The organism is Aliishimia ponticola, from assembly GCF_004803475.1.
GTDB classification, from domain to species: domain Bacteria; phylum Pseudomonadota; class Alphaproteobacteria; order Rhodobacterales; family Rhodobacteraceae; genus Aliishimia; species Aliishimia ponticola.
This window is the reverse complement of the sequence record NZ_SRKY01000001.1, coordinates 22185-41409: the sequence shown is the minus strand read 5'-3', so window position 1 is coordinate 41409 and position 19225 is coordinate 22185. Positions and strand designations below refer to the sequence as shown.

22 protein-coding genes are annotated in these 19225 nt (G+C 62.1%); 8 read left to right on the top strand and 14 right to left on the bottom strand.

The window, feature by feature from the left end:
• The first annotated feature begins 53 nt into the window (after nt 1–53).
• From E4Z66_RS00215 to E4Z66_RS00190, 6 genes are all read left to right on the top strand, one after another.
• Nucleotides 54–1094: a pyridoxal-phosphate dependent enzyme gene (locus tag E4Z66_RS00215; RefSeq protein WP_136460931.1), complete on the top strand. Its 1041-nt coding sequence runs from the start codon at nt 54–56 to the stop codon at nt 1092–1094.
• Nucleotides 1091–2233, top strand: coding sequence for a M24 family metallopeptidase (locus E4Z66_RS00210; RefSeq protein WP_136460930.1), 1143 nt, complete (start codon nt 1091–1093; stop codon nt 2231–2233). The genes E4Z66_RS00215 and E4Z66_RS00210 overlap by 4 nt, the downstream gene beginning before the upstream one ends.
• 12 nt (nt 2234–2245) lie before the next feature.
• Nucleotides 2246–2980 (top strand): maleate cis-trans isomerase family protein, encoded by a 735-nt coding sequence (locus E4Z66_RS00205; protein WP_136460929.1) that lies wholly within the window; start codon nt 2246–2248, stop codon nt 2978–2980.
• A gap of 61 nt (nt 2981–3041) precedes the next feature.
• Complete coding sequence (locus E4Z66_RS00200; protein ID WP_136460928.1) at nt 3042–3956, top strand: MBL fold metallo-hydrolase; 915 nt, start codon at nt 3042–3044, stop codon at nt 3954–3956.
• On the top strand, nt 3953–4909 hold the full coding sequence (locus E4Z66_RS00195; RefSeq protein WP_136460927.1) for an MBL fold metallo-hydrolase: 957 nt from the start codon (nt 3953–3955) through the stop codon (nt 4907–4909). Before E4Z66_RS00200 ends, E4Z66_RS00195 begins: the two co-directional genes overlap by 4 nt.
• On the top strand, nt 4906–5319 hold the full coding sequence (locus tag E4Z66_RS00190; protein ID WP_168797687.1) for a rhodanese-like domain-containing protein: 414 nt from the start codon (nt 4906–4908) through the stop codon (nt 5317–5319). The genes E4Z66_RS00195 and E4Z66_RS00190 overlap by 4 nt, the downstream gene beginning before the upstream one ends.
• Nucleotides 5320–5356: 37 nt before the next feature.
• Here the strand turns inward: E4Z66_RS00190 and E4Z66_RS00185 are convergent, their stop codons facing one another.
• The 14 genes from E4Z66_RS00185 to E4Z66_RS00120 all read right to left on the bottom strand — a co-directional run bounded on the left by E4Z66_RS00185 (nt 5357) and on the right by E4Z66_RS00120 (nt 18338).
• Complete coding sequence (locus tag E4Z66_RS00185) at nt 5357–6418, bottom strand: YeeE/YedE family protein (RefSeq protein ID WP_136460925.1); 1062 nt, start codon at nt 6416–6418, stop codon at nt 5357–5359.
• A 63-nt stretch (nt 6419–6481) separates the two neighbouring features.
• Complete coding sequence (gene hemA, locus E4Z66_RS00180) at nt 6482–7702, bottom strand: 5-aminolevulinate synthase (protein ID WP_136460924.1); 1221 nt, start codon at nt 7700–7702, stop codon at nt 6482–6484.
• Nucleotides 7702–8130 carry a DUF302 domain-containing protein gene (locus tag E4Z66_RS00175; RefSeq protein WP_136460923.1) on the bottom strand — a complete coding sequence of 143 codons (429 nt, stop codon included), beginning with the start codon at nt 8128–8130 and terminating at the stop codon, nt 7702–7704. Before E4Z66_RS00175 ends, hemA begins: the two co-directional genes overlap by 1 nt.
• Nucleotides 8131–8221: 91 nt before the next feature.
• A complete protein-coding gene (locus E4Z66_RS00170) occupies nt 8222–9481 on the bottom strand; it encodes an NAD(P)/FAD-dependent oxidoreductase (protein WP_136460922.1) in 1260 nt (419 codons plus the stop codon).
• 31 nt (nt 9482–9512) lie between these two features.
• Entirely contained in the window at nt 9513–10220 is a 708-nt protein-coding gene (locus tag E4Z66_RS00165) for a c-type cytochrome (RefSeq protein ID WP_136460921.1), read from the bottom strand.
• 5 nt (nt 10221–10225) lie between these two features.
• A complete protein-coding gene (locus tag E4Z66_RS00160; protein ID WP_136460920.1) occupies nt 10226–11491 on the bottom strand; it encodes a c-type cytochrome in 1266 nt (421 codons plus the stop codon).
• Nucleotides 11475–12743 (bottom strand): sulfite dehydrogenase, encoded by a 1269-nt coding sequence (gene soxC / locus E4Z66_RS00155; protein ID WP_136460919.1) that lies wholly within the window; start codon nt 12741–12743, stop codon nt 11475–11477. The genes E4Z66_RS00160 and soxC overlap by 17 nt, the downstream gene beginning before the upstream one ends.
• 92 nt (nt 12744–12835) lie before the next feature.
• Entirely contained in the window at nt 12836–14533 is a 1698-nt protein-coding gene (soxB, locus tag E4Z66_RS00150; protein ID WP_136460918.1) for a thiosulfohydrolase SoxB, read from the bottom strand.
• Between the two features lie 85 nt (nt 14534–14618).
• On the bottom strand, nt 14619–15446 hold the full coding sequence (gene soxA, locus E4Z66_RS00145; RefSeq protein WP_136462079.1) for a sulfur oxidation c-type cytochrome SoxA: 828 nt from the start codon (nt 15444–15446) through the stop codon (nt 14619–14621).
• Between the two features lie 54 nt (nt 15447–15500).
• Entirely contained in the window at nt 15501–15830 is a 330-nt protein-coding gene (gene soxZ / locus E4Z66_RS00140; RefSeq protein ID WP_136460917.1) for a thiosulfate oxidation carrier complex protein SoxZ, read from the bottom strand.
• Nucleotides 15831–15851: 21 nt separating this feature from the next.
• On the bottom strand, nt 15852–16274 hold the full coding sequence (gene soxY / locus E4Z66_RS00135; protein ID WP_136460916.1) for a thiosulfate oxidation carrier protein SoxY: 423 nt from the start codon (nt 16272–16274) through the stop codon (nt 15852–15854).
• 22 nt (nt 16275–16296) lie between these two features.
• Nucleotides 16297–16770: a sulfur oxidation c-type cytochrome SoxX gene (gene soxX, locus E4Z66_RS00130; protein ID WP_136460915.1), complete on the bottom strand. Its 474-nt coding sequence runs from the start codon at nt 16768–16770 to the stop codon at nt 16297–16299.
• Nucleotides 16771–17008: 238 nt separating this feature from the next.
• A complete protein-coding gene (locus E4Z66_RS00125; protein ID WP_136460914.1) occupies nt 17009–17587 on the bottom strand; it encodes a thioredoxin family protein in 579 nt (192 codons plus the stop codon).
• Between the two features lie 10 nt (nt 17588–17597).
• Nucleotides 17598–18338, bottom strand: a complete 741-nt coding sequence (locus tag E4Z66_RS00120) for a cytochrome c biogenesis CcdA family protein (protein ID WP_136460913.1) — start codon at nt 18336–18338, stop codon at nt 17598–17600.
• 76 nt (nt 18339–18414) lie between these two features.
• Here E4Z66_RS00120 and E4Z66_RS00115 point away from each other — a divergent pair, with 76 nt between their 5' ends.
• Both E4Z66_RS00115 and E4Z66_RS00110 read left to right on the top strand, forming a co-directional pair.
• On the top strand, nt 18415–18798 hold the full coding sequence (locus E4Z66_RS00115) for a hypothetical protein (RefSeq protein WP_425456079.1): 384 nt from the start codon (nt 18415–18417) through the stop codon (nt 18796–18798).
• Nucleotides 18799–18820: 22 nt separating this feature from the next.
• Nucleotides 18821–19192: an ArsR/SmtB family transcription factor gene (locus E4Z66_RS00110; RefSeq protein WP_246035815.1), complete on the top strand. Its 372-nt coding sequence runs from the start codon at nt 18821–18823 to the stop codon at nt 19190–19192.
• Nucleotides 19193–19225 lie beyond the last annotated feature (33 nt).

The following is a 19225-nucleotide window of genomic DNA, read 5'->3' as shown; positions in this document are numbered from 1 at the left end:
CGTTTGCACAGCCGATGATTGCGGGAATGGGCGCAATACCGCAGGGTTTCCAAATGGACAGTATGCAGAACCCCTATCGCGCCAGCCAGTTGCCGCATCCGACGCTCGAATCGATTCCCGCGCCATCGGTCGATTCAGACCGCCCCGCGCGCACCGCGACCTTTTGCGGCGAGGCCCCACCCACCCCGCTGATCGATGCCCGCGCCGCTGCCAAGGCCGCCGGGGTGGCCGCGCTGCACATCAAGGACGAACGCCCCCGTATGGGGTTGGGCAGCTTCAAGGCGCTTGGGGCGGCCTATGTGATCGCTTGCGATCACGAGGATGGGCGCGCCGCCGGTCAGACCTATGTCACCGCGAGCGCCGGCAATCACGGCCTGTCGGTGGCGGCCGGGGCCGCGGCCTTCGGGGCGCAGGCGGTGATCTATCTGTCCCAGACAGTGCCGGAAAGCTTTGCCGCCCGGCTGCGTGATCTGGGCGCGCAAGTGGTGCGCGCGGGCGAAACCTATGAGGACAGCATGGCGGCGGCGCAGCAGGCCGCGCAGGATGAGGGTGCGATCTTGCTGTCGGACAGTTCCTGGCCCGGCTACGTGGATCGCCCGCACCGCCTCATGGAAGGCTACACCAAGCTGATGGCCGAAGTGTTCGAACAAATCCCGCAGCCCCCGACTCACATCTTTCTTCAAGCCGGTGTCGGCGGCCTGGCCGGGGCAGCCGCCGCGATGGCACGAAAAGAATGGGGCGACAGCCCGATCATCGTCGTGGTCGAACCCGACGCAGCCCCGGCGCTGCATGACTCTATCGCAGCTTGCGCGCCGGTGACGACGCAGGGGCCGGTATCCATCATGGGGCGGCTAGATTGCAAAGAGCCGTCGCTGATCGCGCTCAAGGGGCTGGCCCATGACGCAGACCACTTCGCCCTGATCTCGGAGGAGGAGGCGCAGCGCGGCACCGATTGGGCGGCGGGCTTCGACATGGGCTCCACCCCTTCTGGCGCGGCGGGCGTGGCGGCGCTGATTGCGGCGCAGCCCGGTCAATTCGGGCTTGGGCCCACATCCCGCGTGCTGGCGATCCTTAGCGAAGCCGCCGCGACATGACCGCGCTTTTTCCGCCCAAGGAGTACCGCGCCCGCCTGCACCGCGCGCAGCAGGCCATGGCCGGGCATGATCTGACGGCGCTGCTTTTGACCACAGAGCCGGAAGTCCGCTATTTCACCGGGTTTCTCACCCGTTTTTGGGAAAGCCCGACGCGGCCTTGGTTCGTGGTCGTGCCCAGCGCGGGCGATCCGATTGCGGTCATCCCGTCTATCGGCGTGCATCTGATGCAGCAAAGCTGGTTCAGCGATATCCGCTGTTGGTCCGCCCCCGATTACGCCGATGATGGCGTGTCGCTCTTGGCCGATACCCTGCGCGGCGCCGTGCCCAAAGGCGCGCGGATTGGCCTGCCCAGCGGGATGGAAAGCCATTTGCGGATGCCGCTGGACGATTGGGCGCGCCTGCAAGCAGCGCTGCCGGATCGGGTTTTCACCGGCGACGGTGCCATTCTGCGGCATTTGCGCATGGTCAAGTCAGAGGCCGAGATCGCCCGCATTCGCACCACCTGCGCCATCGCCGACCGCGCCTTTGCCCGCGTGCCGGAAATCGCTGCAACAGGTGTGGCCCTGTCCGAGGTGTTTCGCCGGTTTCAGATGTTGTGCCTTGAGGAAGGGGCGGACTGGGTGTCGTACCTTGCGGGCGCGGCAGATCAGGGTGGGTATGCGGATGTGATCTCTCCCGCCAGTGACGCGCCATTGGTGGCGGGCGATGTGTTGATGCTGGATACCGGCGCGGTCAAGGATGGCTATTTCTGCGATTTCGACAGGAATTACAGCGTCGGTCCGGCCACGGCTGAGGTTCGATCCGCCTATGCCTGCGCGCTTGAGGCCTGCGATGCCGGGTTCGCCGCAGCCCGTCCCGGTGCCCGCGCCGCCGATCTGTATCACGCCATGGCGCAGGTAATCGGCGATGCCAATGGCGCGGGACGGCTGGGGCATGGCTTGGGGATGCAACTGACCGAATGGCCGTCGCTGATCCCCGCCGACCAGACGGAACTGACCCCCGGCATGGTCCTCACGCTGGAGCCCAGCGCGCCGTTGCCCGGCGGTCGGATGATTGTCCACGAGGAAAACATCGTCATCACGCAGATCGGTGCGGCGTATCTGTCTGCGCCCGCGCCGCGCCAGATTCCGATCTTGTAGAGAGGGCGCGCGATGGCTGCTTTGCACTATGATCTGATCGGGACACCGCGCAAGGCGATGGGGCTGGTGGTTCTGCAAACCGATGAGACCATCGAAACGGAACTGCGCCAAATCCTGCCCCGCAGTCTAAGCCTGTTCGTCAACCGCGTGCCGTCCGCGCCGGAGGTTACGCGCGACACGCTCGCCCGGATGGAAGCGCATCTGACCGGGGCCGCCGCGCTGCTGCCGGGTACGGACGCGCTGGCCGTCACCGGCTATGGCTGCACCTCCGGGACGGCGCAGATCGGTCAGGCCCGGATCGCTGAATTGATCCACGCCGGGGTCCGGACCGCCCATGTGACCGAGCCCGTGTCCGCGCTTATCGCGGCCTGCCGCCAAGCCGGTTTGACCCGGCTGGCCTTTCTGTCGCCCTATGTCGAAGAGGTCTCTGCCCATCTGCGCAGTCTGCTGGCAGATCAGGGTATCGCCACACCGGTCTTTGGCAGCTTTGAAGAGGCGGATGAGGCGCGCGTGGCCCGGATCGCCCCTGCCGCAATTGCCCGTGCCGCCAACAACCTGGTGCAAGGTGCGGGGGTGGATGCCGTGTTCCTGTCCTGCACCAATCTGCGCAGCTTCGAGATCATTCCCGGCCTGCAAGACAGTCTTGGCCTACCGGTCCTGTCCTCCAATCTGGTGATCGGCTGGCACATGCTGCGCCTGGCGCAAGCGGTGCCGCCCGATTGCCGCCCCGGTGATCTTCTCACCTGACGGCTTGCGGCATCGAGATGCGCGATATATTCTCGGATGCGAATATTTGGAGGAGTTTCGCATGCCACTTACCCGGCGCCACTTTTTGCAGGCGGCGGCTGCCGCTGCCACGTCCCCCCTGTTTGCCCATCGCAGTCTTGCCAATGTGCCTTTGGGCGCAGGCACACTGACCACCGTCAGCGACGGTCATCTCACCCTGCCCGCCGATTTCATCTTTGCGCCCATGCCCAAGGATGCGCTGGCCCCGATCCTTGACCAATATGGCATTGCGGACGGCCCATTGACCCCGGAATGCAACCTTGCGCTGTATCGCGATGGCACCAATACGGTGCTGTTCGACATCGGCTCCGGCCCCGATTTCATGCCCACTGCCGGCACCTTGCTGGAGGGGATGGAAACCGCCGGGATCAGCCCGGAGGATGTAACCCATGTGGTCTTTACCCATGCGCATCCAGATCACATCTGGGGGCTGCTCGACGATTTCGACGAGCCGCTTTTGCCGGAAGCGACCTATATGATGGGCCGGGCCGAGTGGGATTACTGGTGGAACCCCGAAACGGTGAACACCATTGGCGACGCGCGTGCGGCCTTTGCCGTCGGTGCCAAGCGTCGTCTGGAAGCGCTTGAAAGCATGGTGGAATTCTTCGATCCGGGTCAGGAAATCCTGCCGGGGATCGCGTCCATCGCCAGCCACGGTCATACGCCGGGCCACATGTCGTTCGAACTGCGCAACGGGTCTGACAGCGCGCTGGTGATCGGCGATGCGATTGGCAATCACCATGTGGCCTTCGCCCGCCCCGATTGGGAAAGCGGATCGGATCAGGACGGCCCGCTGGCGGCGCAGACACGGATGCAACTGCTGGACCGGCTCGCAAACGAAAAGATGCGCGCGGTCGGCTTTCACCTGCCCGGCGGCGGCTTGGGCCGGGTGGAGCTTGCTGGCGATGCCTACCGCTTTGTGCAGGAGGACGCATGATGCGCCTGACCTGTTGTCTCGCGGCTTTGACCGCCGCACTGCCTGCCCTGTCCCTCGCCAGCGAGGATATCGCGGATCAATATCCCGGCTCGCCGCTATATTCGAAACCGGTCGAGGTGATCCCGTATGTCTGGTCGGCGATTGGTGCCACAGCGCCACCGACCTATGAGAATACCGGGCATAACAACAATCTCAGCTTTATCGTCACGGGCGACGGTGTGGTCGTGGTGAATGGCGGCGCGGCCTATATCCTTGCCAAAGCCTTGCATGATGAAATCCGGCAGGTTACCGACCAACCGGTGAAACTGGTCATCGACGAGAACGGTCAGGGCCACGCGATGCTGGGCAATTCCTACTGGGCGGAACAGGGCGTACCGATCCTTGCCCATGAGGACGCGGCGCACGAGTTCGAGGAATATGGCGCGCAGATCCTTGCGGGGATGGAGCGTTATAATCGCGACAAGTCCGAAGGCACCTATCTGCAAGGCCCGACCCAGACCTTTAGCGACAGCTATACCGTCGATTTCGGCGATTTCCCAATCGAGGTGCGCTATCTTGGTCCGGCGCATAGCCCCGGCGATATCTCTGTCTGGCTGCCGGAACAAAGCCTCGTCATCGCGGGCGACATGGCCTTCCATGAGCGGATGCTGCCGATCTTCGAGGATACGATCACCGCCGATTGGCTGGAAACATGGGACAGCGCGTTCGAACCACTGGGCGCGACCTATGTGATCCCCGGGCATGGGCATCCGACCAACATGGACCAGGTGCGTCGCTACACCAAGGGCTACCTTGAATATCTGCGCGGCCAAATCCGCGCGCATATCGATGCGGGTGGCGATTTGGCAGAGGCCTATTACGTGGACCAATCGCCCTATGCCAATCTCGACACGTTCGAGGAACTTGCGACCAAGAATGCAGGCCGCGTGTATGAGCAGATGGAATGGGAATGATCCTGCGCGCAGCCCTGATTGCGCTTGGCCTGTCCACGCCGGTCGCTGCCGAGGAAGCGGATTTGCTTGGTACAATGCAGGACTACGCCGATTTCGCGCCTTATGAGGCCAGGATCATCCTGCCGCAGCAGCTGACGCAGGACATCTTCGATGCCGTGACCTTTATCGACACGCGCAGCGAGGCGCAGGTGGCGCAGGGGACCATTCCCGGCGCACATCACATGGAGTGGCGCACCCTGTTCGCCCGTGTCGATGAACTGCCGCAGGATCGCAAGGTGATCTTGTTCTGCAATACCGGGGCGCTGTCCGCGCAGGCCGGGTTCGGGCTGCGGGTCGCGGGGATGGACAACGTGCTGATCCTTCAGGGCGGGTATCACGGCTGGCTGCAAGACGCGGCCTACCGGCCTTAGACGGGGGCTGTTGCCGGGCACCGCCACCTTGGCGGTGTCAGGCCACCGGGCGCAGGGCCGTGGTGCGTGCAAGCAGCAGATGTGTCGCCATGGCGCCGACCCACATGCAGAAGACGGCCAGCCATGCAGTCAGCGACAGCGCCGCGCCGCCCGACAGGCCCGCGCCGACAGCGCAGCCCCCGGCCAGCATTGCGCCGAACCCCATCAGGACCGCGCCCAGCAAGTAACGCTCCATCGGCGTGTTGGCGCCAAAGCGCTGGATCGCCCACCGGCGGGCGAAAAGCGCGCTGGCCCCCGCGCCAATGGCGACGCCGGGCACCAGCCCGATCCCGAATGACAGGGTGATGCCGGGCTGATCCACCAGCACCATCAGCGTATCGGTGGCCGGGCCAGTGAAGGTCACGGACGAGATCGGGACCACCTCGAACGAGGTCTGCGCGATGAGATAGGTCAGGAGCCAGCCAAGCATGACCGCCAGCCCGACCCCGGCGGCCATCAGCCGTTTGCCGCGCGACACCTCGCAGCGCGCGGCGAACCACCACGCGGCGGCAAAGCCCGCAAGGGCCAGCGCTGCTGCCAGCCCCTGCCCCAGACCCAATTGCGCCGCCAGGGAGCGCGCCGGGCCGCCCGGCACCGTCCATAACCCCGACAGATACTCCCGCGACGGGCTCAGCACGCCCTTATAGGCCGTTTGCGCCACCAGCGTCAGGATCAGGCCGGAAACCAGCGCCCGCAGATTGCCCGTCGACGCCAGCACCAGCAGGCGCGAGGCACAGCCCCGTGCAAGGATCATGCCGACCCCGAACATCAAGCCGCCGATAATCGCCCCGCTCATACTGCCGGTGGCGGCCAGCGCGCGCGCTTCGCCCAAGTCCATCAGCCCCACGAATTGCGCAAGCTGGACCGTGCCCAGCGCGGCGAAAAATGCCAGCAACCAGACCGCAAGCCGCCCCGCCGGGCGGCCCTCGGCGACCTCGACGGTGGAGGCGCGCAGGCAAAACTCGGACCGCTCGGCGAAGATGCCGAAAAGCAGCCCGACAAGCGCGCCAGCAAGGGCCAGCGCGCCCGCGTCGCCAAGACTATCGATCAGGTATTCCATGGCACGGGCCTATTGGTTGCGATGCCCGATGCCTTGCGCTGGATCCCCTCTTGCCGGTCTGGCCTATTGGGCAGCGCGCGGCATCCGGGCCAGTTCACATTGCGCCCACAGCTCGGACAGGGCAGAGACAAGATGGTTCATGTCTGCTTCCGAATGGACCGGGCTGGGCGTGATGCGCAGCCGTTCGGTGCCTTTGGGAACCGTGGGATAGTTGATCGGCTGAATATAGACGCCATAGTCGCGCATCAGCAGATCAGAGATGAATTTGCACTTTACCGGGTCGCCCACCATCACCGGGATGATGTGGCTGGGGTTCTCGATATGCGGAATGCCGATCGCGTCGAGGCGGCGGCGCAGTTCCGCGACCTTGTCCTGCTGCATCTCCCGCTCTGCCGTGCTTTCTTTCAGGTGCCGGATCGAGGCGGCAGCCCCCGCCGCAACCGCAGGCGGCAGCGCAGTGGTGAAGATGAAGCCCGACGCGAAGGAGCGCACAAAGTCGCACAGCGCCGCCGAAGCCGCGATATAGCCGCCGACAACGCCGAACGCCTTGCCCAGCGTGCCTTCGATCACGGTCAGCCGATCCATCAGCCCTTCGCGCTCGGCGATCCCGCCGCCCCGCGGACCATAAAGGCCAACCGCGTGGACCTCGTCCAGATAGGTCATCGCGCCATACGTGTCGGCCAGATCGCAGATTTCCTTGATCGGCGCGATATCACCATCCATGGAATAGACGGATTCAAAGGCGATCAGCTTGGGCGCATTGGCCGGAAGCGCTTTCAGCTTGGCCTCAAGATCGGCAAGGTCGTTATGCTTCCAGATGACCTTTTGCGCGCGCGAATGGCGGATGCCTTCGATCATGGAAGCGTGGTTCAACTCGTCCGACAGCACGACGCAGCCGGGAAGGCGCGAGGCCAGCGTCCCTAGCGCCGCCCAGTTCGACACATAGCCCGATGTGAACAACAGAGCGGCTTCCTTGCCATGCAGATCGGCCAGTTCCTGTTCCAGCAGAACATGGTCATGGGTCGTGCCAGAGATATTGCGCGTGCCCCCCGCCCCTGCGCCGCAGCGATCAATGGCGTCATGCATCGCATCCAGCACTTTGGGGTGCTGCCCCATGCCGAGATAGTCATTGGAACACCAGACAGTGACCTGCTTTTCCGCGTCGCCCCGATAGGCGGCTTTCGGAAAGGACCCGCGCTGGCGTTCCAGATTTGCGAAGACGCGGTAATTGCCTTCTTCACGCAGGTTATCCAGCTCTGACTGGAAGTAAGTGTCGTAGTTCATCAGAAGGATACCGCCTCTTTTACGATTTCGTCCAACAGGGCTTCGACTTTCTGCATCTCGCCCTCCGGGTATTTTCGGTGCCCGATCACCACGCCATCGGCTGTCTGCGCCACGAAGACCCCATAGGGGCAATGGGCGATGTTCATCGGATCGGCCTCCATCACTTCGCGTGACAGGCTGGCCGAGCAGAACAGGAAGATATCGGCGGCTTTGAAGATTTCCGTTGTGCTGCCCACATCGGCACCGGTCCGGGCGAGCATCTCGCCAACATGGCTGGTGTAATCGATCTTGAGCCCCTGCCCGACAATCGCGGTTTCGACGGCGAAGGTCGCGTCCTCGAAACTGCCATCATAGGGCGTGGTGACAGCCTCCCCCGCCAAGGCCGGGGCGGCCATCAGGCACGCCGCTGTCATCATCGCTTTCAACATTCCTGTTCCTCCGCTTCGGGCCTTTGTGCCGCATCGGATACCCCCGGACTTTGATCTGTCGCAAAGTCCGGGGGCTGTTTTTGCCGCCGGATCAGCCGAACATGTCGGAGGTAATCCCGGCATACCAGCCTTCGGATTCCTCGTAAGTGGCTTTGCGCGTTGCAGAATCTTCACCCGTTTGGCTGATGAACCCGTCGACCTTGGCGATCTTTTCGTCTGTCGCCTCATAGGTTGCACCGACTTTCACGCCGTCATTGGTGTCGATCAGCGACCAGCAGGTGTTGGAGAATTTGGCCGGGAAGACTTTCGATCCGGTCAAAGCTCCGCGCACCGCCATTGCGCAGACCTTGGCCTGGCTATTGGCCGAGAAGCCAGATTTCGGCATGTCGCCCTGCTGGCTCGCATCGCCCAGAACGTAGATATCCGCATCCGCCTTGGTGGACATATCCGCCGCGTTGACCGGGGCCCAGTTGCCATCGGTAACGCCCGCCAGTTCCGCGATCCGGCCTGCTTTCATCGCCGGGATCACGTTGCAGACATCGACCTTTGTTTCCTCGCCATCGATGGTGACGGTCATCGCCGCCGGGTCGACAGAGACGTTTCCGCCGCCGAAATCGGCCCCGATCCAGTCGATCATGCCCGCATAGTGGTTGCCCCAGCCTTCCTGAAACAGGCCCATCTTGGAGAATTTGCCCTTCGGGTCGGCCACGATGATCTTGGCCGTCGGGTTGTTGGCCTTGAGGTAATGAGCCACCATCGACACACGCTCATAGGGGCCGGGCGGGCAGCGATACGGGTTGGGCGGAGCCACCATCGCGAAGGTGCCGCCTTCGGGCATCGCCATGATCTGCGCTTTGAGCAATTCGGTCTGAGACCCGCCTTTATACGCATGGGGCATCGCGTTCTGCGCCGCCAGATCCCAACCTTCGACCGCGCCATCGACGAAATCGATGCCGGGCGACAGGATCAGCTTGTCGTATGCCAGTGTCGCGCCCCCTGCCAGTGAAACGGTCTTGGCATCCCGGTCCACGCCGGTTGCCCAGTCATGGACCACATTGACGCCCGCCGCAGCGAGATTGCCATAGCTGTGGCCCAGTTCGTCCATCTCCTTGAAACCGCCCAGATAGAGGTTCGAGAAGAAGCAGGTGTAATAGGTGCGTGTGGGTTCGATCAGCACGACGTCAATCGCGCCCTTGCTGTCCTTGGCGATATAGCGGGCCGCCGTGGCCCCGCCCGCGCCGCCGCCGACGACGATGACGCGTGGCTTGCCCTGACCGATGGCCATGGGGGCTGACAGGGCCGCGCCTGCGGCCACCGTTGTTCCGATGAATGAACGTCTGTTGAGTGTCATTTCCAGTTCCTCCCGTAACTGTGTGCTGACTTTACTCTTCTATCGTCGCGAAATACGCCGCCAGCGCTGCGATTTCGTCATTGCTGAGCCGTCCGGCCATCATCTGCATGACCGGATGCGCCCGTTGTTTATTCTTGTAAGCGTGCATGGCGACCACGAAGTCCTCCTCCGGCCAGAACACGATAGAAGGAATCCCATCATCGCCGCCATCGGTCTGGTGACATGTCGTGCATTCGCTCGACAGGTATTCACCATATTCCGGGTCGCCCACAATCGCGAGGATTTCCGGATCAAGGTCGTGATCGGTGCCCGTCGCCGTTGGATCGGCCTCCGGGATGTTTGCCGGGTTGTCCGAAAAGGTCCGCAGATAGGCGATGAGTTGCGTGCGCTCCTGCGCGTCCTTGATGCCGCGAAAGCTCATTCGCGTGCCAGAGGCCAGGGCGCGCGGGTTCTCGATATAGGCGTCGAGCGTATCCGCGTGCCATTCCAGCCCGCTATTGCCCAGTCGGGTCAGCGATTTGGAATATTTGAACCCGTCATGGCTGGCCGCCTTGCGTCCGAAAAGCCCGTTGAGATGAGGGCCGATGCGGTGCTTGGCCCCCTCCCCGATCTGGTGGCAGCCTTTGCACTTGGAAAATATCTTTTCGCCCGCCGCGATGTCTGCGGTATCGGCGGCGCCGGATGTGCCCAGCGCCGCGGTGAGTGTCAGGACTGCTGCGAATGCTCCTCCCTTAAGCACGCGCGTTAGCCTCCGTTGGCCTTGAGAAAGGCGGTGATCGCTTCGAGATCGGAGTCTTTCTTGAGGCCCGAGAACGACATCTTGGTACCTTTGATGAAGGATTTCGGCTTGCTCAGGAATTCATACATTGCCGCTTCGTCCCAGACGCGGCCTTCGTCAGCAGCGGCCTTGAAGCCCTTGGAATACTTGAACCCGTCGATACCGCCGATGGTCCGACCGAACACGTCATTCAACTGCGGCCCGGTCTTGTTCTGCGCGCCCTCGCCGATCTGGTGGCAAGCCTTGCATTTCTTGAAGACCTTTTCGCCCGACTTCACCAATTCGCGATCGATCGCAGCAGCGGCCGCGACCTGAACCGCCGGGGCGTCCTCTGCCGGTTCTTCCGCGGTAGGTTCTTCTGCGGCGGGCACTTCGGTGGCGGCCGGTGTCGCCGCCGCCATTTGCGTGCCGCTGTCATGGCTCATGGAGGACGCCTCTCCGCTGCCCTCCTCGTCGGGCGTGACGTCCAGCACGGTAGCACGCATAGTGATTTCGACGCTCTGCTTGCAATCGGTCATGCATGGCTCGCTGCGCCAGTTCACATATTCCGTCTCGGGACGGTCATCGACGACGAAGCCACCCGCATTGGGCATCTCGAACTCGGCGAAATTCTCGTGGCTCAACTCAAAATCGTCATCTACAAGATCGTTGGAGTACAGGATATAGGCCACGATGGCATAAACGTCGTCTGGCTCAAGCGTTTGCGCCGCGCCGAAGGGCATGGAGCGGTTCACATAGTCCCAGACTGTCGACAGATAAGGCCAGTAAGAGCCGACGGTTTTGACCGGATCCTTGTCGGCCAGCGTGTCGAAACCGCCCGCCAGAACCGGCCAATTGTCCACGCCTTCCGCGAAATCGCCGTGGCAGATCGCACAGTTTTCGGCAAACACCTCTTCGCCCGTGAACACATCGCCGCGCCCTTCAGGCAGGCCCGTGCCGTCGGGGCTGACATCGAGATCCCAGGCCGCGATTTCCTCGGCCAGTGCCGGACGGCCAAGGCCGAACCCGCTGGTATTGGCGGCGACTGTCTCCGTCTGCGGCGTGGCGGGTGTTGCCTCGGCAGCGGTGGTGTCGGTCTCTTCCGCCTCGGTCGCGGCGGTGGCGAACGTCACCATGCGCGGGGCGACCGACGGGATATCGGCCACGAACTGATCGGCGGCCACATAAGCCAGCCCAAGCACGCCCGCAGCGCCCCCGACGGCGGGTCCCAGGATATTAAGAAACTTCGACATTTTCGGCCTCCCCATTGGCTTTCAGGTGCCATGTCTGGATGCAGTTGTTGTGGTAGATCGAGTTTTCGCCGCGCACTTCGCGCAATTGCGCCTTGGTCGGCTGCACATAGCCGGTCTCGTCGATGGCGCGCGATTGCAGCAGCCAGTCCTCACCGTTCCATTCGGTATCCAGATAGAACCGCGTCAGCGCCTTGCTGTCGCCCTGCTTGCCAAGCCGCGCGGTTTCCCATGTCATGCCGCCATCGCGGGACACATCCACGCGGGTGATCTTGCCATGCCCGGACCAAGCAAGGCCCGAGATGACCACCGGCCCCGTGCCGTGGGTGATCGGCGATTGCGGGCTGGGCGAGGTGATGACCGATTTGGCATCCATGACCCATGTCCACTTGCGCGATGTGCCATCGGCCAGCGTGTCGGTGTATTTGGAGGTCTCCTCGCGGCTTTCGACCGGGCCATCCATGACCTCGATCCGGCGCAGCCATTTGACCCACATATTGCCTTCCCAGCCCGGCACGACGAGCCGCACGGGATAGCCATGTTCCTTGCGCAGCGCCTCACCATTGGCCTTGAACGCCACAAGGCAGTCATCCAGCGCCTTTTCCATCGGAATGGAGCGCCCGTTGGAGGACGCATCCGCCCCTTCCACATAGACCCACTTGCCCGCCAGATCGCCTGCCGTGTCCAGCCCGGCTTCTTCCAGCAATGTGCGCAGCGGCACGCCGGAATATTCCATGTTGTGGATCATGCCATGGGTAAATTGCGCGCCGTTCAGCTGCGCGCCTGCCCATTCCATGCCGGTATTGGCGGCACATTCGCAGAAATAGACGTGGTTCTCGCGCGGGAAACGCTCAAGATCGGCATAGGAGAAGACCAACGGCTGATCGACAAGGCCGTTGATCATCAAACGGTAATCGTCCTTGCGCAGTTCGATTGCGCCGGAATGGTGCCGTTCAAAGGCGCAGCCCTGCGGGGTGATCGTCCCATCCAGCGCATGGATCGGCGTGAAGTTGATCGAGGAAATCGTGTCGGCGGTCAGCCATTCCACATTGCGGCGGATGACATCGCTTTCGTATTCGATCGGCAGGCCATAGGGCGTTGCATCAACGCCATCGCCGGTGCCAGAGGCCCAATCCTGCAATTCGGTGATCAGCGGGTCGGGGGTGTTCGCCAAGGCCGCGCCTGCCGAGGCGGCGGTCGCGCCTGCGGCGATACCGCTTTTCAGCAATCCGCGGCGGGTTGTCCGAAACGTCATGGGTCAGCTCCAGTCTTTGTCGGTTAGGTGTCGGACGTGTCCCGCCGCCGTCATGGGGCGGAACACGGTATGGAATACGCGGGCGGATCGCATCACGCGCCCAGCACTTTCACGCTGTCTTGCGGTGTGACGGTCACGGTGCCCTGCTTGCGGATATGGCTTTCGACCACGTCCCAGATCTGCGGGCCTTCGGTGTTCTCGTTGACGCTGGCCCACCCCGCGACCACGTAGGATCGCGCGGGGTCAATCGCCTCGCCCGTGCCCAGCAGGGTCATGTCGGAAATCCGCTCTCCCTGCGGCTTGTTGACGTCAATCGTGTAGCCAAGCCCGCCGGTGCGCACCATGTCGCCGCCTTGCTGGTAGTAAGGATCGGGGTTGAAGATATTGTCGGCCACGTCTTCCAGCACGACTTTCAAGAACTCGCCGGTCATTTCGGTCCGGTACGCCTGCCCATAGGTCATGGAGGTGGCGTTCCAGATGTCTTCGACCGTGATATCCTGCCCCGGGATCAGCGACGGCCCCCAACGCACGCCGGGCGACAGGGCGATCTCGGCCTCGCGTTCGGTCAGCAGCGCGTCGCAGATCAGATCGTCCCACGTGCCGTTGAAATTGCCCCGACGATACAGCAGGGAGTCAGTCTGACCGACGACCTCGGACATGGCGGCCTCGTAAGGTGCGCGCTGTTCGTCGATCAGCGCCGCGACCTCTGCATCGGGTTCGATCACATCCGAGAAGATCGGGATCAGCTTGGTGCGATAGCCCATCATGCGGCCATCACGAATGTCGAGATCGACACGGCTGACGAATTTACCATTGGAGCCGGACGGCAGGATGATTGTCTGCCCCACGATCACGGGTTCGGGCAGCGCATCATGGGTGTGGCCGGACAGCACGACATCGATGCCGGACACGACGCTTGCCATCTTCTTGTCCACGTCAAAGCCGTTATGGCTGAGCAGGACAACGCATTCCGCGCCCGCCGCGCGCACCTCATCGACAACCGCTTGCAGGTTCTCGTCGCGCAGACCGAACGCATATTCGGGGAACATCCAGCCGGGGTTTGCAATCGGCATGTAGGGGAAGGCCTGCCCGATCACCGCGATTTTGGAACCGCCGCGTTCGAACATCTCGTAAGGGGGGAACAGCTCTGCCGGTTCGTCCCATTCGGCGTCGAAAATGTTCTGGCCCAGCGCGGCGAAGGGAAGGCTTTCGACCAGTTCCTGCACCCGTTCGGACCCCAACGTGAATTCCCAGTGGAAGGTCATCGCATCGGGCTGGAGCGCGTTCATCACGTTGACCATGTCCTGCCCTTCGGTGTGATAGCAGGTATAAGACCCATGCCACGTGTCGCCGCCATCCAGCAGCAGCGCGTCGGGACGGTCCGCGCGGATCGCCTTGATGACAGTGGCCACACGGTCAAGACCGCCGACCTTGCCATAGCCCTGCGCCAGCGACGAGAAGTCGCCGGAGCTCAACGCGTAATGGGAGGGCGAGCCATCATCGATCCCGTAAAGCTTGCGGAAGTCGGCGCCGGTGACATGCGGCACCTTCCCCCGGTTCTCACCGACACCGATATTGACCGACGGTTCGCGGAAATAGATCGGCTTCAGCTGCGCGTGGATATCCGTCACGTGGATCAGCGAGACGTTTCCAAAGGTCTCGAATTCCAGCAACTGATCCTGCGTCAGCGTCTGTTGCGCGGCCAGCTTGGCCCAATTGCCAAAGCCCGAAGCCCCGACCAGCGCCGAAGCGGCCATGCCGACTTGCAGGAAATCACGACGAGAGATCATGGTAATTTTTCTCCACATATGCGCATGTGTGAATTTAATGCGCCAAAAAAACCCCGCGCCACGGAACGGGACGCGGGGGCTGTGATCAGTTACGGACCGAGGGGCCTTCGACGCTCAGCCCATTGCCGCGCGAGGCGACGTAAAGCTCAAGCGCGGTGAATTCCGGACCGCCAGGTTTGAACGTATGCGCCATGGTATCGCGCACGCAGCCCTTGAAACGGGCATGCACCGAGTTCAGCTTGGTGTTCTTCAGACGATAGGTCGGGAAACCGTTGATCTGCCCTTGGGACAGGTGGTCGGCGCGGATCATGTTGCCGTAATTGTCTTCGTGGCAATTGGCGCAGGACAGTTCAAGCTGACCATAGCGCGTATAGTAGATCTCCTTGCCCTTTTCCCATGTGGACTGGGCGGGGCCGTCGATTTGCACGTTGACCGGCAGACCGCGCGACACCATGGAAATCAGGCCGACCATCGCGACCATGTCACCGCTGGTATACTTGTAGGGCTCTGCCCCCATGCGCTCTTCCCGGCAGCCGTTGATCTGATGTTCCAGCGTGCGGACTTCGCCCGCCGCCTCGACATATTTCGGATAGACCGCGCGCACGCCGGCCATGGTTTCCACGTCGTTGTGGCAAGAGGCGCAGGATTTGCCCTCTGTTCCTTCGACCGTGTCCCAGGTTTCCATCGCCGCTTCGACGAAGATCATGCCGGGATTGTCGAAATCGTCCATCTGGACGGCCTGCGTTTCATCAGACCGGAAACGCCAGCCGGAATAGATCGTATCGACATATTCCAGATGCTCTGGCGCGGCCGTTTCAGTGACGATTTCGATCTCGCCATTGATGGTCAGTTGATCCTCGTCCGGATCGGCGAAAGCGCCCCCGGACAGCCCTGCGGCTGCCGAGAACGCCATTGCACTTGTCAGTAGCTTGAGCTTGTTCACGTTTATCCTCCCTATGCGCGACGATCAGCCGACCGCGATCGACTTGGTCTCTTCGTAGACGGAGCCATCGTCGTCATACCACGTGAACTTGAAGTCCCCGGCTTCCGGCACCGTGGCGTCAAACTGGAAGTAGGGATTGGTCGAAATCGCCGGTTCCAGCGTGACGTCGATCACGTTCTCGCCGTTGAAATCGCAGGTGAAGCGGTTGATGATCGAACGCGGGATGACATTGCCGTCGTCATCCTTGCGCTGGCCGCTTTCCATCTTGTGGCTGATCAGCGTCTTGATCGTGATGGCCTCACCGGCGGATGCCGACTTCGGGACTTTGACGCGGGGTTTTACACCTTTTGCCATGATCTTGTCTCCTTAACCTGATTAGCCGCCGCAGCCGCCGATTGTCACTTTTACGGCTGCACTTGCCTGCTGGAACGAGCCGTCTTCCATCTGCGCCACCGCGACCACGTTCTGCGTGCCTGCCAGACGGATCCGGGTGGACACAGTGTTGGACGGGTTCAGCTTGCCGAATTTCACGGTCGCGACAGCCGGGGTCGGGTTGCCATCCGCATAGATCGCCACCGCAACCGCGCCCGGTGCGGACACCTCGATCGGAACCGTGTTGCCGTTTTCAGCGATTTCCGGCGCGGTCAGGGACAGTTCGCCCTCGCCCACGGCGGCACCGCCGGTAAATTCCGCGATCATGTCTTCGGCTGTCGCGGCAAAGGCCGGAATCGCACCCAGACCGGAAGCCACCAAGGCCCCTGAGCTGATCGCGAGCATATTGCGTCGTGTCAGTTCCATCTTCATCTCCTTAAACTCGACGTCACTCTTCCTTGAGCGTCATCAGATAGGCCACCACGTCCTCGACTTCCTGTGCAGTCAGCAGCGGCGCAACCTCGCCCTCATGGGCATTCCCGGTATAAGCGTCCCCCAGACGGATGAACCCTTCGGTCTTGTAGAAGGACGGCATCATCGTCCCGTCGAACATCATCTTTGCATTGGCCACGATCCCGCGCAGCTCCGCCTCGCTCCAACGGTCGGCAACGCCATCAAGCGTCGGACCGACTTCGCCATGGAAAGGCAGATTGCTCAACGCCGAGACCTGATGACAGGCGATGCAGTTGCCCGCGCCCTTGTTCATCAGCGTGGCGCCGTTTTCGATATCCCCGGCCGTGCCGGTCAGCGATGTCGCGACCGCGCCATCCTCGAAAACGACCTCGGTCGGGGCGACCACTTCCGCCGCCGCAACCGTCGCGATCACGGCGCAGACCGCCGCTCCTGTAACCAGGTTTCTCATGAATCCTCCCTTGGCTCCTTGATGGTACACTATGGCACACAGCACCGTTTACGCAACATCAAATTCAGCTAAATGAATTTATCGATTACTAAGGCGTTCGAAAAAACTGAAAACATCAGACTTTTCCGGCGCAATGATCGAAAAACTTTAGCGGTAGCACGTGATATTTCCATAACGCGCCACCCATCAAGGCCCGTTTCTGCCGGGGCACCAAGGGCGCAGGATTCGCGGCCTACGCCTAGTCGAATGACCCGTTCGAGCGTTCCTGAATCCGCCGCGCGTGATAACGCTGGAAATCTTCCTCGGACTGGTCGAGATAGCGTTTTTCGGCCACCCAGGTCAGCAGGTCCAGTGTCGTACCCTTGCCGAAGGCGCCGGGCATCACCGCGACAGCGGCTTGCGGGGCGGTCGCCCCTTCGGGCACCTCTTCGGGCAGGAACATCATCGACGGTGTGAAAAGCACGCCCCATTTGCGGGCCATTGCCTTTTCGGGCAGCGTCTCGCCATCGAAATCGGTGACTTCCACATCCCCATGCAGGTTGAGCTGGACCACGAAATAGTTGTCTTCGATGGCTTTTGTCACCGCCGGGTCGGGAAATACCTCTTTGTGCATCTTGGCGCAGTAAATGCAGCCGCGCTGTTCGAAGATGATGAGAAGCCGCTTGCCTTCGGCATTCGCCTCTTCCAGATCCTCGGTCAAATCCTTGAACGTGTCGCGCATCCACGCGGTTTTGTGCAGGCCGTCATCGCCAATTTCGGATGCCTGAGCGGCAGCCGCAAGGAACACCATGCTGAGTAAGGCAAACAGTCGGGACATTGTCATCCTCCTATCCGATGTTGCTGAACCACGGGATCGTCTCCAGCATCCATTGTGCAATGTAGTTTATAGAATTCGTGGCGATGAGCACACCGAACAGGATCAAAAGCGCGCCCATCAGTTTTTCGATCAGCCCCATATGGCGGCGGAACCTGGCCATCCAGCGCATGAACGGACCGATGAACAGCGCCGCCAGCACGAAGGGTGCGGTCATGCCCACGCCATAGACGAAAAGCAGTCCCGCCCCCTGCCCGGCCGTGTCCTGACCGCCCGCCATGAACAGGATCGCCGCCAGCACCGGGCCGACGCAGGGTGTCCAGCCAAAGGCAAAGGCCAGCCCGATGACATACGCCCCCACAAGGCTGACATTCTGCGTCTCGCCCGCATCGGCGCGGAACTGACGGTAAAGCAGCCCGATCCGGATCACGCCCAGAAAATGCAGCCCCATCGCGATGATGAGCGCCGCTGCCAGCCAGCGCAGAATGTCGAAATATTCGCGCACCAACTGCCCGAACAGCGACGCCGTGGCGCCCAGCGCCATGAAAACGGTGATGACTCCAAGTGCGAACAGCATCGCGGCCAGAACCGCCCGGCGGCGCACGGCGGGCGTGACCTCGGCGGTGGCAGAGATCTGGTTCATGCCAACCCCGGCCAGATAGGACAGGTAGAATGGGACAATCGGCAGGATACAGGGCGACAGGAAGGACAGCAGCCCAGCGACCAGCGCGCCATAGAACGTAACGTCGAACATGGCCTCCCCTCCATATCCTTGAAGAATTCAAATATTTGATTATGATGGATAGGACAATGCGTCAACCGGAGACGACATGAGCCGCGCCGCGATCTTTCTGGCATCCGCGCTATTCCTGATGGCCACGTCCGTCGGGAGCATTGCGCGTGCCGACACGTTTTTGCTTATGGCTGAACAGATTGGCTGCCATTACTGCAAGCGATGGGATGCGGAAATCTCTGCGATCTATCCCAAGACGAATGAAGGGCGCACGGCCCCGCTGCGGCGTTATGACATCCATGACGGCACACCTGACGGGATCGCACTGGCGCGCAGCGTGCGCTTTACGCCGACCTTTGTTCTGGTGAAGGATGGCGTTGAACGGGGCCGGATCGAAGGCTATCCGGGCGAAGATTTCTTCTGGGGCCTTCTGGGCCTGATGTTCGAAAGGGCACAGATCGACCCGGCCACGTCTGGCTGATCGTGTGGAACAGGACGGTAGTATGATGAAAGATACCTTGCGGGCGGCGGGCGACAGCACCAATCTGCCGGTTTTTTCCCCCGACATGTGCGCCGAAGACATGGACCGCATGATGTCCAATGCGCAGCTTGCGTCGAACTTCCTGAAAGCGATCAGCCATGAAGGGCGGCTGATGATCCTGTGCCATCTTGCCCATGGCGAAAAATCTGTAACTGAACTGGAAGACCTTCTGTCCGCCCGTCAGGCGGCGGTATCGCAGCAATTGTCGCGGCTGCGGCTTGAAGGATTGGTCACACCCCGGCGCGATGGCAAGGCCATTTACTACTCCTTGACAGACGACCGGGCGCGGGAAATCATCGAAAAAGTCTACGAGCTGTTCTGCGGCCGGGACTGAGCCAACGCGCGGGGAGGCGTGTTGGCCGAGGGA

What these genes read in the sequence shown, in the direction of transcription:
- E4Z66_RS00110 (WP_246035815.1), top strand. Translation starts at nt 18,821, where the DNA reads ATGATGAAAGATACCTTGCGGGCGGCGGGCGACAGCACCAATCTGCCG.
- E4Z66_RS00200 (WP_136460928.1), top strand. Translation starts at nt 3,042, where the DNA reads ATGCCACTTACCCGGCGCCACTTTTTGCAGGCGGCGGCTGCCGCTGCC.
- E4Z66_RS00210 (WP_136460930.1), top strand. Translation starts at nt 1,091, where the DNA reads ATGACCGCGCTTTTTCCGCCCAAGGAGTACCGCGCCCGCCTGCACCGC.
- soxB (WP_136460918.1), bottom strand. Translation starts at nt 14,533, where the DNA reads ATGATCTCTCGTCGTGATTTCCTGCAAGTCGGCATGGCCGCTTCGGCG.
- E4Z66_RS00115 (WP_425456079.1), top strand. Translation starts at nt 18,415, where the DNA reads ATGAGCCGCGCCGCGATCTTTCTGGCATCCGCGCTATTCCTGATGGCC.
- hemA (WP_136460924.1), bottom strand. Translation starts at nt 7,702, where the DNA reads ATGAACTACGACACTTACTTCCAGTCAGAGCTGGATAACCTGCGTGAA.
- E4Z66_RS00215 (WP_136460931.1), top strand. Translation starts at nt 54, where the DNA reads ATGGACAGTATGCAGAACCCCTATCGCGCCAGCCAGTTGCCGCATCCG.
- E4Z66_RS00195 (WP_136460927.1), top strand. Translation starts at nt 3,953, where the DNA reads ATGATGCGCCTGACCTGTTGTCTCGCGGCTTTGACCGCCGCACTGCCT.
- E4Z66_RS00175 (WP_136460923.1), bottom strand. Translation starts at nt 8,130, where the DNA reads ATGTTGAAAGCGATGATGACAGCGGCGTGCCTGATGGCCGCCCCGGCC.
- soxC (WP_136460919.1), bottom strand. Translation starts at nt 12,743, where the DNA reads ATGACGTTTCGGACAACCCGCCGCGGATTGCTGAAAAGCGGTATCGCC.
- E4Z66_RS00205 (WP_136460929.1), top strand. Translation starts at nt 2,246, where the DNA reads ATGGCTGCTTTGCACTATGATCTGATCGGGACACCGCGCAAGGCGATG.
- soxY (WP_136460916.1), bottom strand. Translation starts at nt 16,274, where the DNA reads ATGGAACTGACACGACGCAATATGCTCGCGATCAGCTCAGGGGCCTTG.
- soxZ (WP_136460917.1), bottom strand. Translation starts at nt 15,830, where the DNA reads ATGGCAAAAGGTGTAAAACCCCGCGTCAAAGTCCCGAAGTCGGCATCC.
- soxA (WP_136462079.1), bottom strand. Translation starts at nt 15,446, where the DNA reads ATGGCGTTCTCGGCAGCCGCAGGGCTGTCCGGGGGCGCTTTCGCCGAT.
- E4Z66_RS00185 (WP_136460925.1), bottom strand. Translation starts at nt 6,418, where the DNA reads ATGGAATACCTGATCGATAGTCTTGGCGACGCGGGCGCGCTGGCCCTT.
- E4Z66_RS00160 (WP_136460920.1), bottom strand. Translation starts at nt 11,491, where the DNA reads ATGTCGAAGTTTCTTAATATCCTGGGACCCGCCGTCGGGGGCGCTGCG.
- E4Z66_RS00120 (WP_136460913.1), bottom strand. Translation starts at nt 18,338, where the DNA reads ATGTTCGACGTTACGTTCTATGGCGCGCTGGTCGCTGGGCTGCTGTCC.
- soxX (WP_136460915.1), bottom strand. Translation starts at nt 16,770, where the DNA reads ATGAGAAACCTGGTTACAGGAGCGGCGGTCTGCGCCGTGATCGCGACG.
- E4Z66_RS00170 (WP_136460922.1), bottom strand. Translation starts at nt 9,481, where the DNA reads ATGACACTCAACAGACGTTCATTCATCGGAACAACGGTGGCCGCAGGC.
- E4Z66_RS00190 (WP_168797687.1), top strand. Translation starts at nt 4,906, where the DNA reads ATGATCCTGCGCGCAGCCCTGATTGCGCTTGGCCTGTCCACGCCGGTC.
- E4Z66_RS00125 (WP_136460914.1), bottom strand. Translation starts at nt 17,587, where the DNA reads ATGTCCCGACTGTTTGCCTTACTCAGCATGGTGTTCCTTGCGGCTGCC.